Source organism: Marinobacter sp. CP1, from assembly GCF_001266795.1.
Classification (GTDB): domain Bacteria; phylum Pseudomonadota; class Gammaproteobacteria; order Pseudomonadales; family Oleiphilaceae; genus Marinobacter; species Marinobacter flavimaris.
This window is the reverse complement of the sequence record NZ_CP011929.1, coordinates 1,161,630-1,176,740: the sequence shown is the minus strand read 5'-3', so window position 1 is coordinate 1,176,740 and position 15,111 is coordinate 1,161,630. Positions and strand designations below refer to the sequence as shown.

15 protein-coding genes are annotated in these 15,111 nt (G+C 54.4%); 13 read left to right on the top strand and 2 right to left on the bottom strand.

Features of this window, described 5'->3' with window-relative positions:
• Positions 1-36: 36 nt before the first annotated feature.
• From ACP86_RS05615 to ACP86_RS05600, 4 genes are all read left to right on the top strand, one after another.
• Positions 37-1,509, top strand: coding sequence for an FAD-linked oxidase C-terminal domain-containing protein (locus tag ACP86_RS05615; RefSeq protein WP_053113017.1), 1,473 nt, complete (start codon positions 37-39; stop codon positions 1,507-1,509).
• Positions 1,502-2,569 (top strand): glycolate oxidase subunit GlcE, encoded by a 1,068-nt coding sequence (gene glcE, locus ACP86_RS05610; RefSeq protein WP_008169285.1) that lies wholly within the window; start codon positions 1,502-1,504, stop codon positions 2,567-2,569. The genes ACP86_RS05615 and glcE overlap by 8 nt, the downstream gene beginning before the upstream one ends.
• 2 nt (positions 2,570-2,571) lie before the next feature.
• Positions 2,572-3,780: a glycolate oxidase subunit GlcF gene (gene glcF, locus ACP86_RS05605; protein WP_008169287.1), complete on the top strand. Its 1,209-nt coding sequence runs from the start codon at positions 2,572-2,574 to the stop codon at positions 3,778-3,780.
• 119 nt (positions 3,781-3,899) lie between these two features.
• On the top strand, positions 3,900-4,340 hold the full coding sequence (locus ACP86_RS05600; protein WP_008169290.1) for a DUF4124 domain-containing protein: 441 nt from the start codon (positions 3,900-3,902) through the stop codon (positions 4,338-4,340).
• Positions 4,341-4,352: 12 nt separating this feature from the next.
• Here ACP86_RS05600 and rhtB read toward each other — a convergent pair whose 3' ends face one another.
• Positions 4,353-4,973 carry a homoserine/homoserine lactone efflux protein gene (gene rhtB, locus ACP86_RS05595; protein WP_008169293.1) on the bottom strand — a complete coding sequence of 207 codons (621 nt, stop codon included), beginning with the start codon at positions 4,971-4,973 and terminating at the stop codon, positions 4,353-4,355.
• Positions 4,974-4,976: 3 nt separating this feature from the next.
• On the bottom strand, positions 4,977-5,939 hold the full coding sequence (locus ACP86_RS05590) for a calcium/sodium antiporter (RefSeq protein ID WP_008169295.1): 963 nt from the start codon (positions 5,937-5,939) through the stop codon (positions 4,977-4,979).
• A gap of 189 nt (positions 5,940-6,128) precedes the next feature.
• On the opposite strand from ACP86_RS05590, the gene ACP86_RS05585 reads away from it, so the two are divergent.
• The 9 genes from ACP86_RS05585 to ACP86_RS05545 all read left to right on the top strand — a co-directional run bounded on the left by ACP86_RS05585 (position 6,129) and on the right by ACP86_RS05545 (position 14,818).
• Entirely contained in the window at positions 6,129-6,569 is a 441-nt protein-coding gene (locus ACP86_RS05585) for a universal stress protein (protein WP_053113016.1), read from the top strand.
• Between the two features lie 166 nt (positions 6,570-6,735).
• Positions 6,736-6,924, top strand: a complete 189-nt coding sequence (locus ACP86_RS05580; protein WP_008169300.1) for a hypothetical protein — start codon at positions 6,736-6,738, stop codon at positions 6,922-6,924.
• Between the two features lie 253 nt (positions 6,925-7,177).
• Positions 7,178-8,554, top strand: coding sequence for a tyrosine-type recombinase/integrase (locus ACP86_RS05575; RefSeq protein WP_075267593.1), 1,377 nt, complete (start codon positions 7,178-7,180; stop codon positions 8,552-8,554).
• A gap of 84 nt (positions 8,555-8,638) precedes the next feature.
• Positions 8,639-9,691, top strand: coding sequence for a tyrosine-type recombinase/integrase (locus tag ACP86_RS05570; RefSeq protein ID WP_053113014.1), 1,053 nt, complete (start codon positions 8,639-8,641; stop codon positions 9,689-9,691).
• A 268-nt stretch (positions 9,692-9,959) separates the two neighbouring features.
• The gene (locus ACP86_RS22030; protein WP_075267591.1) at positions 9,960-10,112 is read left to right on the top strand and encodes a hypothetical protein; all 153 of its coding nucleotides are present in this window, start codon (positions 9,960-9,962) and stop codon (positions 10,110-10,112) included.
• A gap of 48 nt (positions 10,113-10,160) precedes the next feature.
• Positions 10,161-10,379 (top strand): hypothetical protein, encoded by a 219-nt coding sequence (locus tag ACP86_RS05565; protein WP_053113013.1) that lies wholly within the window; start codon positions 10,161-10,163, stop codon positions 10,377-10,379.
• Positions 10,372-12,642, top strand: coding sequence for an ankyrin repeat domain-containing protein (locus tag ACP86_RS05560; protein WP_053113012.1), 2,271 nt, complete (start codon positions 10,372-10,374; stop codon positions 12,640-12,642). The genes ACP86_RS05565 and ACP86_RS05560 overlap by 8 nt, the downstream gene beginning before the upstream one ends.
• A 115-nt stretch (positions 12,643-12,757) precedes the next feature.
• Positions 12,758-12,928 carry a helix-turn-helix transcriptional regulator gene (locus tag ACP86_RS22025; RefSeq protein WP_075267589.1) on the top strand — a complete coding sequence of 57 codons (171 nt, stop codon included), beginning with the start codon at positions 12,758-12,760 and terminating at the stop codon, positions 12,926-12,928.
• 748 nt (positions 12,929-13,676) lie between these two features.
• Positions 13,677-14,818 (top strand): IS3 family transposase gene (locus tag ACP86_RS05545; RefSeq protein ID WP_094182501.1). Its coding sequence is split into 2 segments (ribosomal slippage): positions 13,677-13,929 and positions 13,929-14,818, totalling 1,143 coding nucleotides; the frame shifts between segments, so codons are not numbered across the junction.
• Positions 14,819-15,111 lie beyond the last annotated feature (293 nt).

Below are 15,111 nucleotides of genomic sequence, written 5' to 3'. Positions count from 1 at the left end.
CTGTCACACTGACGTAATTCGAACCCAGAGAGTGCTATGACTACCAAGCCGAAAGTCAGCAAAGCCGAGCTGGCGGAGCAGTTCCGGGCGTTTATCGACCCGGACTACGTCATCACCGATGACGAAACCATGAAGCCCTACGAATGCGACGGCATGTCGATGTATTGCGAAATGCCGTTGCTGGTGGTGCTGCCGGAAACCGTTGAACAGGTGCAGCGGGTGATGCGCATCTGTAACGAGAACGCGGTACCTGTGGTGGCCCGTGGAGCCGGAACGGGACTCAGTGCCGGTGCCATGCCCAACAAGGAGGGCGTGGTACTGTCGCTGGCCAAGTTCAATCGCATCGTGGAGATTGATCCGCTGGCCCGAACGGCAAGACTGCAGCCCGGGGTGCGAAACCTCGCCATCAGCGAAGAAGCGGCCCAGTACGGTCTGTATTACGGGCCAGATCCTTCCTCGCAGATCGCCTGCACCATTGGCGGTAACGTGGCCGAGAACTCGGGCGGCGTGCATTGCCTCAAGTACGGTCTGACCGTTCACAACATCCTGAGCGTGGAAATGGTCACCGCCGAGGGTGATGTCGTGACCGTGGGCAGTGATGGTCTGGACGGCTGTGGGATGGACCTGCTTGCGCTGATGACCGGCTCCGAGGGGCTGCTGGGTGTGGTGACGGAAGTCAAAGTGAAGCTGTTGCCGAAACCCGAAGTAGCCCAGGTTGTCATGGCCGGGTTTGATGACGTGCAGAAAGGTGGTGACGCCGTGGGCGGGATTATCTCCCACGGCATTATCCCTGGTGGCCTTGAAATGATGGATGGCCACGCCATCATCGCAGCGGATGACTTCGCCCAGGCCGGCTACCCGCGGGACGCCAAGGCGTTGTTGCTCTGTGAAGTGGACGGCACCGAGGAGGAAGTTCACGAACACATTGCCCAGGCCGAAGAAGTCTTCCGAAAGCTGGGTGCCACTTCGGTTCGGACCTCTCAGAGCGAGGAAGAGCGAGCCCTGCTGTGGAAAGGCCGTAAGTCTGCGTTCCCGGCCGTGGGCCGGATTTCACCGGACTACTACTGCATGGACGGTACCATTCCCCGTCGTGAGATCGCCTATTTTCTGACGGAAATGGAGAAGATGTCCGAGGAGTTTGGTCTGCGCGTCGCCAACGTGTTCCATGCCGGCGATGGCAACCTGCACCCGCTGATCCTGTTTGATGCGAATGTGCCCGGCGAATTCGAGCGCACGGAGGCCTTCGGTTCACGCATCCTGGAAATGTGTGTGGAGGTAGGTGGCTGCATTACCGGTGAACACGGCGTTGGCGTTGAAAAGATTCGCCAGATGGCAGTGCAGTTCAACGATGAGGAGCTCCAGCAGTTCCACGACGTAAAGGCCGCGTTTGATCCCGCCGGTATCCTGAACCCGGGCAAGGGCGTACCGGCCCTTCGGTTCTGCCAGGAATACCGCTCCCTTGAGCACAAACAACACACGCACGAACATACGGAAGCCGCCCATGGCTGATATTTCCCAACAGTTGAAGGAGCAGGTGCTCCAGGCCCGGGAGAGCGGGCACAAACTCAATATTGTCGGCGGTGGCACCAAGGCCTTTATGGGCCGGGAAGCCGACACCGATGCCGGAACCCTCAACGTGGGCGAGCATACCGGTATCGTTGACTATCACCCGGTGGAGCTTGTTTTGACCGTCCGTGCCGGTACGCCGCTGAGCGAAATCGAGGCGACTCTGGCTGAAGAAGGTCAGTGCCTGCATTTTGAGCCACCCCATTTTGGTGCCGCCTCCACCATCGGCGGCACCCTGGCCTGTAACCTTTCCGGTCCGGGACGCCCCTGGGCCGGCTCGGTGCGTGACCAGGTGCTGGGTATCCGGCTGCTCAATGGCAAGGGCGAACATCTTCGCTTTGGTGGTCAGGTCATGAAAAACGTGGCCGGCTATGACGTATCACGTCTTCAGGCCGGTGCCCTGGGAACTCTGGGCGTAATCACTGAAATCAGCATGAAAGTGATGCCGAAACCGGCCGCTTCCCTGACCCTGGTTCAGGAAATGGGCATGGACGAGGTGGTTCACTATATGAACAGCCGGGCGGCCGAGCCCAAGCCCATCACCGCCGCCTGCTGGGTGGACGGCAAGGTTTACCTGCGCCTGGCCGGTGCGAAATCCGGTGTGGAAGCCACCGCTGAAAAGTGGTCCGGCGAAGTGATGGAAGAGGGCGACCACTTCTGGCGACAGGTGCAGGATATGCGTCACGAATTTTTTGCCGGTAACGACGTGCCTTTATGGCGCTTCTCCGTTGGTTCGACAGCTGCCACACCGAAACTGGAAGGTAACTGGTTTATCGACTGGGCCGGTTCCCAGCGCTGGTTCCGTGGCGCCGGTGAGCTGAAAGATCTGGAGCCTGCGGCCCGAGCTGCCGGTGGCCAGGTCAGCCTGTTCCGTGGTGGCGATCGCACCGGTGAGGTGATGCATCACCAGCCGGAGGCCCTGAAGGGCATTCAGCGCCGCATCAAGAATGCCTTTGATCCGGACAATATCTTCAATCCCGGACGTTTATACAGCTGGTTGTAATTATGCAGACGAATCTGGTTCAACAATTTGCTAACACCAAGGAAGGCCAGGAAGCCGAGTCGATCCTGAGGGCCTGTGTGCATTGTGGCTTTTGCACCGCGACCTGCCCGACCTATCAGGAACTGAACGACGAGCGTGATGGTCCTCGTGGCCGGATCTACCTGATGAAGATGTTCCTGGAAGGGGCGGAAGTTACCGAGAAAACCCGCGAGCACCTGGACCGCTGCCTGACTTGCCGCAGCTGTGAGACCACCTGTCCGTCCGGTGTCCAGTATGGGCGTCTGGTGGACATCAGCCGCGGTCTGATGGAAAAGGAGATGCCCAGGGAGCCGAAAGACAAGTGGCTGCGCTGGGCCCTGGCGCGGGTGATTCCCAACCGCCAGTTGTTCGGTGTTCTGCTTCGTCTGGGGCAGGTTTTCCGCCCGGTATTACCGGAAAAACTGCGCACCAAGGTGCCGCCCAGAAAGCAGGCCAGCCCCTGGCCTGCAGCCAGTCACAGCCGTATTGTGCTGGCACTGGCCGGTTGCGTGCAGCCTTCGGCCACTCCGAATACCAATGCAGCCGCCGCCCGGGTTCTGGATCGGCTCGGCATTACCATGGTGGAAGCCCCGGAGGCTGGCTGCTGTGGTGCCGTGAATTATCACCTTTCCGAGCACGAGAAAGGCCTGGAAAGAATGCGCCAGAACATTGATGCCTGGTGGCCCGCTATCGAGGCGGGTGCTGAGGCAATCATCATGACGGCTTCCGGTTGCGGGGCGATGGTTCAGGATTACGGTCATCTGTTGAAGGACGATCCGGTCTATGCCGCCAAGGCCCAGAAGGTGAGCGAACTGTGCACCGATCTCGGCGCCTTTTTGCTGAAACAGGATCTGGAAAAGCTCAAGGTCCGGCAGGACCCGGGCAAGGTGGCATTCCATTGTCCCTGCACCCTGCAGCACGCAATGAAGCAGAACGGTGTGGTGGAGCAGGTGCTGACACGGGCGGGTGTTAACCTGGCTGCGACCAAGGACAAGCACCTTTGCTGTGGGTCTGCGGGCACCTATTCGGTGACCCAGCCGGAGATGAGCCAGAAGCTGCTTGGTAACAAACTGAAGGCTTTGACCGTCGACAATCCGGACCGCATCGTGACCGCCAATATCGGTTGCCAGATGCACCTGGAAACCAAGTCGCCGGTGCCGGTGCAGCACTGGATCGAGCTTCTCGACCAGTAAAACCGAAATCGGGGTCGGATGAGGTGTTCATCTGGCCCCTAGCCTATCTGCCCCCAAGCCCGGGGCTTTTTTCGCTATACTGCCCCACCAAATTACCGAACCACAGGGAGTGGAACCGTATGCCAAGGATGATGGCTGGTCTTGTTTTGTCTTTATTTCTCACTTCAGCAGTCAGTGCCGAGGTATACACCTGGATAGACAGCCGGGGCGTAGCGCATTTTTCCGATTACCCGCCGGGAGAAATTCCCCATAAGCAGCTTGACGTGCAGGCGCCTGTCACGGTGCCGATGTCCGAGAATCTCGGGCAAGGCAAACGCGTGTCAGGAATCCGCAAAGAGGTTGAAGGCCTGCTTGCCTCCGGTCGCCCGACGGGCTCCGGAGCAACGGCAAAAGAAAAGGCCGATGCCGAGCTGGAGAAGACCTGCGCAACCTATAGAAGCAAACTGGAGCGGATCCAGTCTAAACTGCGGGCGGGCTATAGCAACGACCGGGGGAACAGTCTCCGGCAGCAGCGCAGGACGCTCAGCCAAAAGCTGAGCCGCGAGTGCATCCTGCGCTGATTCAGGCTGATATCAGGCGCGCTTGAAGCTGGCCAGGGCGACAGCGGCGGTCACAAACAGGCCGCCAAATACGCGGTTCATCTGCCGCTGGCGCCGGGCTGTGGTCATAAACCGGAACAGCTGGCTTGCCAGCAGGGCGTAGCCGAGCATTACCAGGCAATCCACCAGAATCAGTGTGATGCCCATGGTGAGCAACTGCGGGCCATGGGGTGCGCCTGCTACCAGAAACTGTGGAAACAGGGCCACCAGAAAGACCGTGGCCTTGGGGTTGGTGAGGTTCACGAACACGGCATTCCAGAACCGCTTGTACCCGCTAACGGGCTGACGGTCATCGTCCATGGATTCCATCACAGGCTCTCGCCATTTAGAAATGCCCAGCCAGATCAGGTAGGCAACACCCAGCCATTTGATAACCGACAGGGCGATGTTGGAGGACGCGATGATGGCGCCGAGGCCGGCACCCACCAGCAGAATCTGGATGCCAAAACCAAGCTGCAGCCCCATGATTGCCGGCAGCGATCGGCGAACGCCGTAACGCATACCATTACTCATGGTATTGATCGCCCCTGCACCCGGGGACACACTGATCAGAACGGCTGCAACAAGGAAGGTCAGCCAGGCTGCAAGTGACATGATTTACGCTCCCGAAAAAGCCAACAGATACACGGTATAAGCCACGAAGGCAAGTAGCAGGGCGCTCCCTTCAAACCGGTTGACACGTCCGGGCCCGCGGAAGCCATAGCACATGGCAAACAGAACCAGGGTGAGGGCAGCCATTACCGGGAAGTCACGGGTGAGCACTTCTGGCGCCACCGGCATGGGGGCAATCAGTCCTGCAATCCCCACGACGGCAAGGGTGTTAAACAGGTTGGAACCCAGAATGTTGCCCAGGGCCAGATCATGCTCTCCTTTGCGGGCGGCAATGATGGATGAGGCAAGTTCCGGAAGTGATGTACCAACGGCCACGATGGTCAGGCCGATAACCAGATCGCTGATGCCAAAGGTGGTCGCCAGATCAACCGCACCCCACACCAGTATGCGGGAGCTGATAATCAACAGCAGCAGTCCGACCACCAGCCATAAAATGGCTTTGCGCACTGGCATTGCGTTCACTTCTTCGGTCATCTCTGTAGCGAGAGCATCGTCTGGTTGCCGAAGGCCCTGGTAGATGCTCCAGCCAATCAGTACAACGAAAGCCAGCATCAGACCGATGGCATCCATCCGGCTCAGATCTCCGTCCCACAGTTGCCAGCCGGCAAAGGCGGTGACCAGAATGAGTATGGGTAGCTCCTTTCGCATGACCTGGGAGTGAACGGCGATCGGCGCCAGCAGGGCTGTGATGCCCAGAATCAACGCAATGTTGGTGATATTTGAGCCATAGGCGTTGCCCAGAGCCAGACCGGGATTACCCTGCGAGGCCGCCAGTGCAGACACGGCCATCTCTGGCGCAGACGTGCCGAAACCCACCACAACCATACCGATGAGCAGTGGTGGCGTACCGAAGTGGCTGGCTGTGGTAGCCGAGCCTTCCACAAATTTGTCCGCACTCCACACCAGCAGAATCAGGCCTGCAATGATCGCCCCAATGGCCATCAGCATTTCAATCACTCCTTGTCATCAATTGCCGTCTCGGCAGCGCAAGGATTAATGGTGCCACAGGTTCCGGCAATAGGTACAAATGCGCTTCGACCATAAAACCGATCCCGCTGTAATTGATTTCAATCAACCCTCGTATGGCCGCAGCAATGTTAGTTTGGTTAAACATTGATCAGGAAAGGAGTTGATGACATGGCAAATGGAAATCAAAGCATCGTAGTCGCGTGTGACGGTTCGGAGCATTCATCACACGCCGCCAAAATGGCAGCAGAGTTTGCCAAAGCGACGAGCCAGCCACTCAAACTGCTTGCCGTCTTCCCCGGTACCAAGCTCGAGAGACTGATCGTAAGTGGCATACCGCAGAGTGACATTGACGAACAAGCCAGCGAATACGGACGCAAGGCATTTGATGCCGCGAAGCAGGCGGTAAGCGGGATTGTTGAGCCGGCGGAAGAAGTCCTGCTAAAGGGTGATCCGGCCAAGGAAATCGTCGAGTACCTCGATGAACATCCCGGCTCCCATATGTTTCTGGGGCGCCGCGGCGACTCTACGTTGAGAAGCCTCACTCTTGGCAGTGTGAGCGAGAAGGTCGTCAGGCATGCCCATCGTCCGGTGACGGTGGTTAGTGAGTAACCGGCAAAACTTGGTAGACTCTCCAAAGCCCGCATGAAGCGGGCTTTTTCATTTCTGATCCTCAATGCACTCCATGTTTCGCCACAATTCATGCGAAAAACAACCGAGATAGCTCTGTGGCAGAGACTTTATGCTGACCGGGTAAATTCAACGAAACGAGGTGGCTATGAAGACTGCAGAGTTGATTGAGAAGTGGCTTGATAAGTGCGACCTGGCGAGACTGGCCCAGGAGCGCTACAAAGAAGATCCGAGCCCCACCAATTACTCGGAACTGAAAAGGGCCATGTGTGAGCGACGGTTGATGGAAGAGCGCATTGATCCCAGGACTAGCAATGCCCAAAGAATCCCAGCATGAGTCGGCTTTCTAGGGCGTCAGAAACAACAAAACCCGCACAAGGCGGGTTCTGTCTGAATTCTTAATGGTGCCCGGAGGCGGCACCATTTTCATGTCTCATCTTGCCGCAAGAAGTCTCTAACTGTTTGATCTGTATTATTAAATATTCCTGATTGCTCAAATTTCAGTATCGTTTTGTCTCATCGGACTGCGCTCAATCGCACGGTTAATGATGGGACAGATGATGGGGCATTGAGATTCGGGAGGTTAGAGAATGCCTAAAATTGCACCAGAACTGGGGGCTCTCCAGGTCAAGCGGCTGGCTCACGGGACAGTCAAAAAGGCGAAGAACGGAATAAATGTCGGCGATCCATGCCCAGCGCTTCATGCAGTGGGTGGTGTCTCTGGGCTCTATTTGTATTGCCGGCCACCAACGGGATCAAATAAAGCTGCTGCACGTTCATGGATACTAAGAACGGTAGTTGGCTCTAAACGGATTGACTTGGGATTGGGGCCTTATCCTGAGGTTTCTTTGGCTAAGGCGCGAGAGAAAGCCGGAGAGCTCAAATATCGAATTCGTTTCGAGGGCCATGATCCAATCGCGGCAAAAAAAGCAGCAAAATCGAACCTGATAGCTGAGCAAGCGAAACAGAGAACGTTTGCGGATGTGGCGTGGCAGTACTACGACAAAAAACGCATCGAATTTCAGGGGCGTGAACCGGAAAAACAGGCGCGTAGACTTGAACAGCACCTTGAAGACTATTGCCTACCGACTCTTGGCCAAATCCTGATTTCTGATCTTGAAACCCGACATGTGGTGCAAGCCCTCAGTGAAATCTGGATGGAAAAGACCCCGACGGCCGACCGTGTGCGGATCACTATACAAAATGTGTGCGAAATGGTTCGGAACGATGGCGTGCTCCGAAATGGATTGAACCCTGCGCACTGGCGTGGAAACCTTGAACATTTCCTAGCCTCACCTGCAGCTATTCACGACGAGGAACACCAACCAACCTTGGGCTATGAAGCACTGCCGAAGTTCTGGGGGTTACTGCAGAATCGGGACACTGTCCCTGCGAGGGCGTTGGAGTTTCAGATACTCACAGCGGCTCGTCCGGGAGAAGTTAGATTTGCTGAATGGGATGAAATCGATTTCAAGGCAAGGGTCTGGACAGTCCCGGGATGGAAAGTTAAAGGTCGTAGAGACAAGAAAAAACCTCATAAAGTCCCGCTAACAAAGCGGGCAATTGAGATTCTTAAAATGATGCCGCGAGATGAGGGAAGCTATATTTTTCCAGGATACCGCGGTAAAGAAATAATGAGTGAAAACGCTCTGAATAATACTGTTAAGGAAGTCCATGAGCTAGATGTAAAGGCTGGCGGAATAGGGTTTGCGGATCCTGAGTCCAGAAAAACGGCAACTGCTCACGGAATGCGATCGGCCTTTAAGGACTGGGCTACTGAAAAGGGAAACACCCAGGATTATGTTTCTGAGCTTGCTCTCTCTCATATCGACACAGCATCTACCCGGGCGGCATACCAGCGAGGACACTTGCTTGAAAAGCGTTTAAAGCTAATGAATGCTTTTGAAAAATATGTTTACTCGCGCTCTGGGAAGGAAAGAAATAATTCAGTAAACGCGTCTAATTGATCAAAAGGAGCAATTAGGCGCACCAACTGCATCTCTGTCCCCAGTAATTTATTTCTTTCACGTCCACCTTTCTCGGAGAATTCTATGAAAATCGATCCTGATCAAACCACTAACGTTCACCGTGTTCGGAACGGTGTTGCCTATGAGATTCCTGTGGGAACAATGGTTTTTGCAACCGTCGCTCAACAATACTACGAGATGAAATGCCGGACGTTTGCAGGACGCTGCCCGGAGAAGCAAGCGTTGAGGCTGCAGGTGACTCTGGAAAAGTACTGCTTTCCTTCGCTTGCTAATGTTTCGATGTCTGAGTTCAATTCAAATGATGTTGTACGAGCACTGAAACCGACCTGGGGAGTAAACCCGACGGTTGCAGAGCGGGCAAGAGCAACTATCGCAAAGGTCTTCGAAATGGCGCAGGCTCTTGGCATTTGCCAAGAAGGTCCAAACCCGGCTGCCTGGTCGAATAATTTGGAACACTTTCTGCCACGGCCTTCAGCGATCTGCCAGCCAGCGTATCCGCCCGCAATCAATTATCGAGACCTCCCCCGGTTTTTTCGTGTGTCGCGGAGTTTGGATTCAACCCAAATACGAGCGCTGGAGGTTATGGTGCTCACGGCTGCACGAGCGGACGAAGTCCGTACTGCGCTCTGGAGTGAGTTTGATATCAGGAAAAGGTTATGGACAATTCCAGCGTCGAAAATCAGGTACCAGCGTAATGGCTGGGACCACATGGTACCTATCCCCGAGCGAGTGATTGAGATTCTGGAATCCCTGCCGGGGAGTGAGACTGACGCTGTATTCCCCGGGCTCAGGGGGCGGAGATTCTTGGGGGAAAACGCTCTAAACAATGCCATAAAGAGGGTGCATGAAGTGGATCTGGAAAACGGCGGGTCAGGATTTCTTGACCCGGAAACCGGGAGAGTTGCTACTGCTTCTGGTATGCGCCGTGCTTTCAAAGCGTTTGCTGTAGGGGAAGCAGGAGCTTCAGAGCACCTCGTAAAGCTCGCGCTGTCCCAGTTGGATAGGGCAACTGTTAACCGATCGCCTATTTTGGTTCAGGCGGTTTCAAAGCGGCGGGTGCTCATGGAACAGTTCGCGAAGTACGTCTTGCCCCTTGATAATAACAGCCGCGAATAAAATGTAGGCTGGTACTCAGTGGCCGGTTGCTAGCTCAGGGCAATGGGCCACTGACCAATTCCCGGCACATCCTGGTTCCAGACCACGTTTTCATCCAAGACCGCTCTGATCGGCCGACATAAAAATCTTTGAAATTAATGCCTTAAGGCATTCGATCGCAAGAATCTCGATTTTCCCGCCAATCGCGCTGCTTACCACTGTCGCCGCGCTCGGTACATTTGTCGGTGTCCATCACGGACAGCCAATAAACCGAGTAGAGGACATTCCCATGAGTAAGAAAGTATCCCCAAAGCCCATGACCAAATCCGATGCAGCTCGCATCCAGAGCGCCACCGCCCAACAAAATGGTGGTCAGGTACCTGCAAACTCGTTTGGTGCCAGAGCTCAGCGGGCATCGGCTCGGAACGCTGGTAAGAAGTAACGGCGAGAAGCGGGCCTTGTGCCCGCTTCCTCATTAGGGGAGAGTTTAATGAAACGGATCAGCAGCAACAAAGACGTAAACAAACTTGTCCATAGACTTCGCCGGGAGGGGTGGGTGTATCAGTCAGGGAAGAAACATGGGAAAGCGGAGCTACCCGGCATCGGCAAGGTAATCATTCCGAAAAGTCCCAGCGACCGGAAGGCCCTTCTCAACCTCACCCGGGACATCCGGCATCTAGAGCAGCAGAGGTGCTGGAACAATGCCTGAAAACAAGTCTCCTTACCCAAATCATTTGGAAATCGTGCGGGCACTTTCCCGAGCTCTGGACCTCAAGTTCGAGAGCCAATTCCTGGATGATCAGGTAGCCAATCCGGATTTCGATTTCCGGTTTGTCGGGCTGGCGGTGAAACGGGGGCTGCGCGAGCCTTTGGAGCACCATGTTGATGCGCAATTTGCGAACGACATAGTCCGGTGGCTTGAACATTTCTTTGAACAGTACAGTTCGTTCGTAGCCAAACTAAGCCTTGAGGGGTTGTCGCGTGAGAAAGCGGAACAGTTATTGGCGGCCCACCTATTCAGCTTTTATGGAGCCTTCGTGCTCAAGGAGTTATGCAGACGGCGCCAAGGGCCGGCTGCTGAAACGCTGTTGAATGATCAAAAGCAAGCGATTGCGATTACTGCTTCGTGGGCTTCAGTGAAGATTCGACCATGGCCTGGCTACGTGTCGACTTGGAGCAAGCAACAAGCCGATAAATTCCGAAGGTGGCAGTCAGGAATTGAGTTGCCGTCGCTATCGTCACTGAAGACTCTTTTCCGTTCGCCAGAAGCAAGGAGTATGTTGGGGCAAGCTGATTCGATGCGGCTCTATACTCTATTTGTAATTGCTCGCGCTGTAGATTGGTTTCGACGTCAGACATTTGGGCAAATTTCACTGACCCATGGTTTAGGCAGCCTCCGCACCGGCAAACACCATAAGCCCATCGGCTATGTGCTGGCGGAAGCGCATTCTGCTGAAACGATGGATACTCAGCGCCTGCATGCAGATATTGACTTTCTGGCAGAGGGCCTGAATCCCTTTAGGCCTAAGCAACCAGCTGATTGCGAACTGCTTCGAAGTAGGCTGACCGATTTCAGCCAAAAAAGGCAGGTTCTTGATCCTATCAGCACGACTGTTTTCTGGGAGCATTGGTTTGAAGCCCGGTTACACATGCTGTCGGGCTCCTTAGAGCTGGCGGCCAACGATTACAAAAAGGCCTTTGAACATGCCTATTTCCGGGCAGGGCGGAACCAGGAAACCATTATTCTGGAAGCTCTGGTAGTAACGGCGATGCTGGACCGCCCAGACAAAAATTTTCTGAAGAAGCTTCGTAACGCCCAGGTATTGCTTGGTATGGAGTTGCCACTGAAACCTGAGCAGCAGGACTTCAGGTCCAAATACGATGACCACGTGGAGCCGTGGTTCATTGATTTATATCGGGGACATTTCAGGAAAAGGTTTCCAGAATCTGGAGCGTTTCCGGGAGTAAAGTATCCACGACGCGATCAGGCACTGGTCGGGCCGATCCTGGTTACAGATGAGTTGGGGCAAAAGAAACCAGATCTTAGGCATCCTGACAGGAGAATCGCCACTGGAGACGGCCCGAGTAAAAAGTGGCCGCAATTGGTCTATTACACTTGGTTGGGAGATCGGGATGGGGTTTCCGCTTTGCTTAAAGCCGGAGCGGATCCTAATAAGCTCTCTCAATCCGGCGAGTCGGCTCTACTGCTCTCCATTCTGGCCCTTGATGTTACCGAGCTCAGCAATCAAGACTTTGATCTCGGTTTTTTTAAAGCCATCACTCAGGCCAAGCATAACCATCAAACACTGAACTGCCGCACTCAGAAGAAGAGACTCGCACCCCTGCATGCGGTGCTTAATACGAATCAGATTGAGGTACTAGAAACCTTGCTGGACATGGGATGTGAGCCCGACTTTCGAGCCGGGGTCGAAATGAGTACCCCCCTATACCATTGTCTGGAAAAAATCGGCTTGCTGACAGGCAAAGCGTCTCCGCTGAAGCAACTTCAGAATGCGCCTAATGACCAAATGCTGTTGGATACTATTCGCCGTTATTCCGGGGGACGGGAGGGACTGACGCTTGAACAGGTGCAGAAAAAGCTCCGCCAGCAATACAACGATCCTCGATATCAGTCTCTTCTCGCTACGGTTCAGGATTTGCTCGTAGGAGAGGTGAAAAATCGCCTCGATCTGGATGAACTTCGGGCAATGGCTCGATTGTTGGTTCAGAAAGGGGCAGATCCGAATGCTGTGCACACCTATCCTGTTAAAGGCTATACGCCAATGATGCTTGCTGTCGAAAATGATGAGGACGATCTCGTTGAGTTCATGCGTGAACACGGTGGTGGATCATTGGCGACCACCTATCGGCATGACAGAACAGGCAGAGAAATCGGTTGCCGGCAAATTGCGTCATATTTCCAGGCGACCAAGGTGTTGAAGCGCTTTTTTAGCACAACGGGTAAAGATTAGTGGAAAACCTGGCTTATCTCCGCCTAATTACGAGAATCGGTTAATTTAACGAGTCTACAGGAGCTTCAATCTCGCTAATGTATCTGTATCCATCAACAGTGAGGAGTTCACAGATATGTACATGAGAGATGAAGATGTGGCGAGAAGGTTCGGGGTAGCTCGGTCGACCATTTGGCGTTGGGTTCAGCTGGGCCTTTTCCCGAAACCCTACCGACTTGGTCCATCTACGACACGCTGGCACGAAAAGGATATCATCGCTTTTGAAGCGAATGCCGCAGGGCGCTGAAGACTTGCTTGGTTCAAGCCTTGGTTTATAGCCGGGAAGCTGGTGACTGATGGATTTCAGGCCCATCAGTCACCAGCTTTGTTCTTCAGTGCTCTGCCGTTTAAGTCGGTTAATGAGTCTCTTGGTGTGCGGGGACATTACGCTAGAGATTTCCCGGATGCTTTGATTAGTAGCGATTAGTAAAAAATTCTACTAATGGCTTTTTCGCGTCAATCGAAGAGCCCGCTTGAGTATTATGTACATTCTGACCGACTATCGGTACAGGCGCTGCCAATAGGCAGACACGTGTCTACTCGATAACTAACCAATGATGTTTGTAGGCGATTCTTGGACGCCTATTGCCCTGAATTTTAACAACTGCGTTTACCTGAATCTGCGAGTCCCCCCCTTTGATATTGCGCTTCAGCGGTGCTCGGCTGCCAATCTATTCCCAGTCGGTCGAGGGCTTCTTTGGCTACTTGCTCGAATCCACCAGGGGTGTCGAGCATTGGCTGATGTGTGATTGTGTTGGTTCTGATTCTGGCAAGAAGCCCTTCACCAATGGGTGCTGGAACGTTGGTGAGGTTAGCAAGGACTTGCTCTACTTCGCTCGCGTTGCCCAAGTCAGAAAAGTCCTCAGGCAAAAATACGTAGCGCCCTCTGGAGATGATTCGTTCTCGTATTGCATCAATTGACCCTACCCCAGAATTTAGGTCCATTTAAAACTGGAAAATCCGGCATGATAGAACCCTGAGCAGGAGATCATGCCATGAAGCGATCCCGTTACACCGAAGAGCAGATAGCCTTTGCCCTGAAGCAGGCCGAGCTGGGTACCCCGATCCTGGAAGTCTGTCGCAAGATGGGCGTCTCGGACGCCACCTTCTACAACTGGCGCGAGAAGTACGGCGGCCTGGGGCCATCCGAGCTGAAGCGACTCAAGCAGCTGGAGGAGGAGAATCATCGCCTCAAGAAGCTGGTAGCGGACCTGAGCCTGGACAAGGCCATGCTTCAGGACGTGGTGGCAAAAAGGCTCTGAGACCGCCTCGTAAACGCCAACTGGTGGCTGACTTACAAGCACGGTACGGAGTCAGCGAGCGCCAGGCGTGTGCGGTCTTGCAGTTTTCTCGGGCGTCTTGTCGATACCAATCGGTGGCGAGGGATTCATCGGCATTGTCGATGAGGATCCGCGAGATTACTCTCACGCGGCTTCACTACGGTTACCGGCGTGTGCATGTCCAACTCCAACGAGAGGGCTGGCGTGATAACCACAAGCGGGTTTGCCGGCTTTATCGGGACCAGGGATTGTCGCTTCGCCTCAAGCGTCCCAGGCGCAACAAGGCAGCCAAGAACCGTCAGCCACTTCAACAAGCCAATCATCCCAATCACATCTGGGGTATGGATTTTGTCTCGGATGCGCTGTTTGATGGCCGCAGGCTACGCCTGCTGACGATCATCGACCTATTCACCCGGGAGTGCCTTGGCATTGTGGTTGGACAGAGCCTGAAGGGCCACGATGTTCAAGAAGCCCTGACGGCGATTGCACGGTTTCGAGGTAACCCGGAGGTTCTCAAGACCGACAACGGTTCTGAGTTTGCCGACAAGGTCATGGACCGCTGGGCCTATGAGAGAAACATCGAAATCGACTTCTCGCGACCAGGCAAGCCTACCGACAACGCAACGGTAGAATCGTTCAATGGACGACTCCGGCAGGAATGTCTGAATGAAAATTGGTTCTTGTCACTGGCCGACGCCAGGGAGAAAATCGAAGCGTGGAGGACGTTCTATAACCAAGTCAGGCCCCATTCCGCATTGGAGTGGTCCACGCCCTCGGACTACGCCAGGAAACATGCGGTTTCACGAAGAAAACAGAAGCAATTGGAGCCGGATTTTTCCAACTCTGGGTGGACCTAATACGGGGTCAGGGTCAATGATGAACATTACTAAGATCACGATGGATTAGAAAGTTGGGTGCAGGTCAATATAAACTAAAACTTTACGAGGAAGCTCCATGGATCAAAGGCTAGGAGTGGCTACTGTAACGGGATAAGTCCAGTCCGTGTCGTCGCCAGGCTTGTTGAGTGTCTCTGTAACTGTGGCAGTGCTGCCGAAACAAGACAGGTTCAGTGACGCGGTGTCACCCTATTGAATTAGATTTTTGACCCGTCTAATTCCACAATACACGAACTCGCAGTTTGACCAAGCGA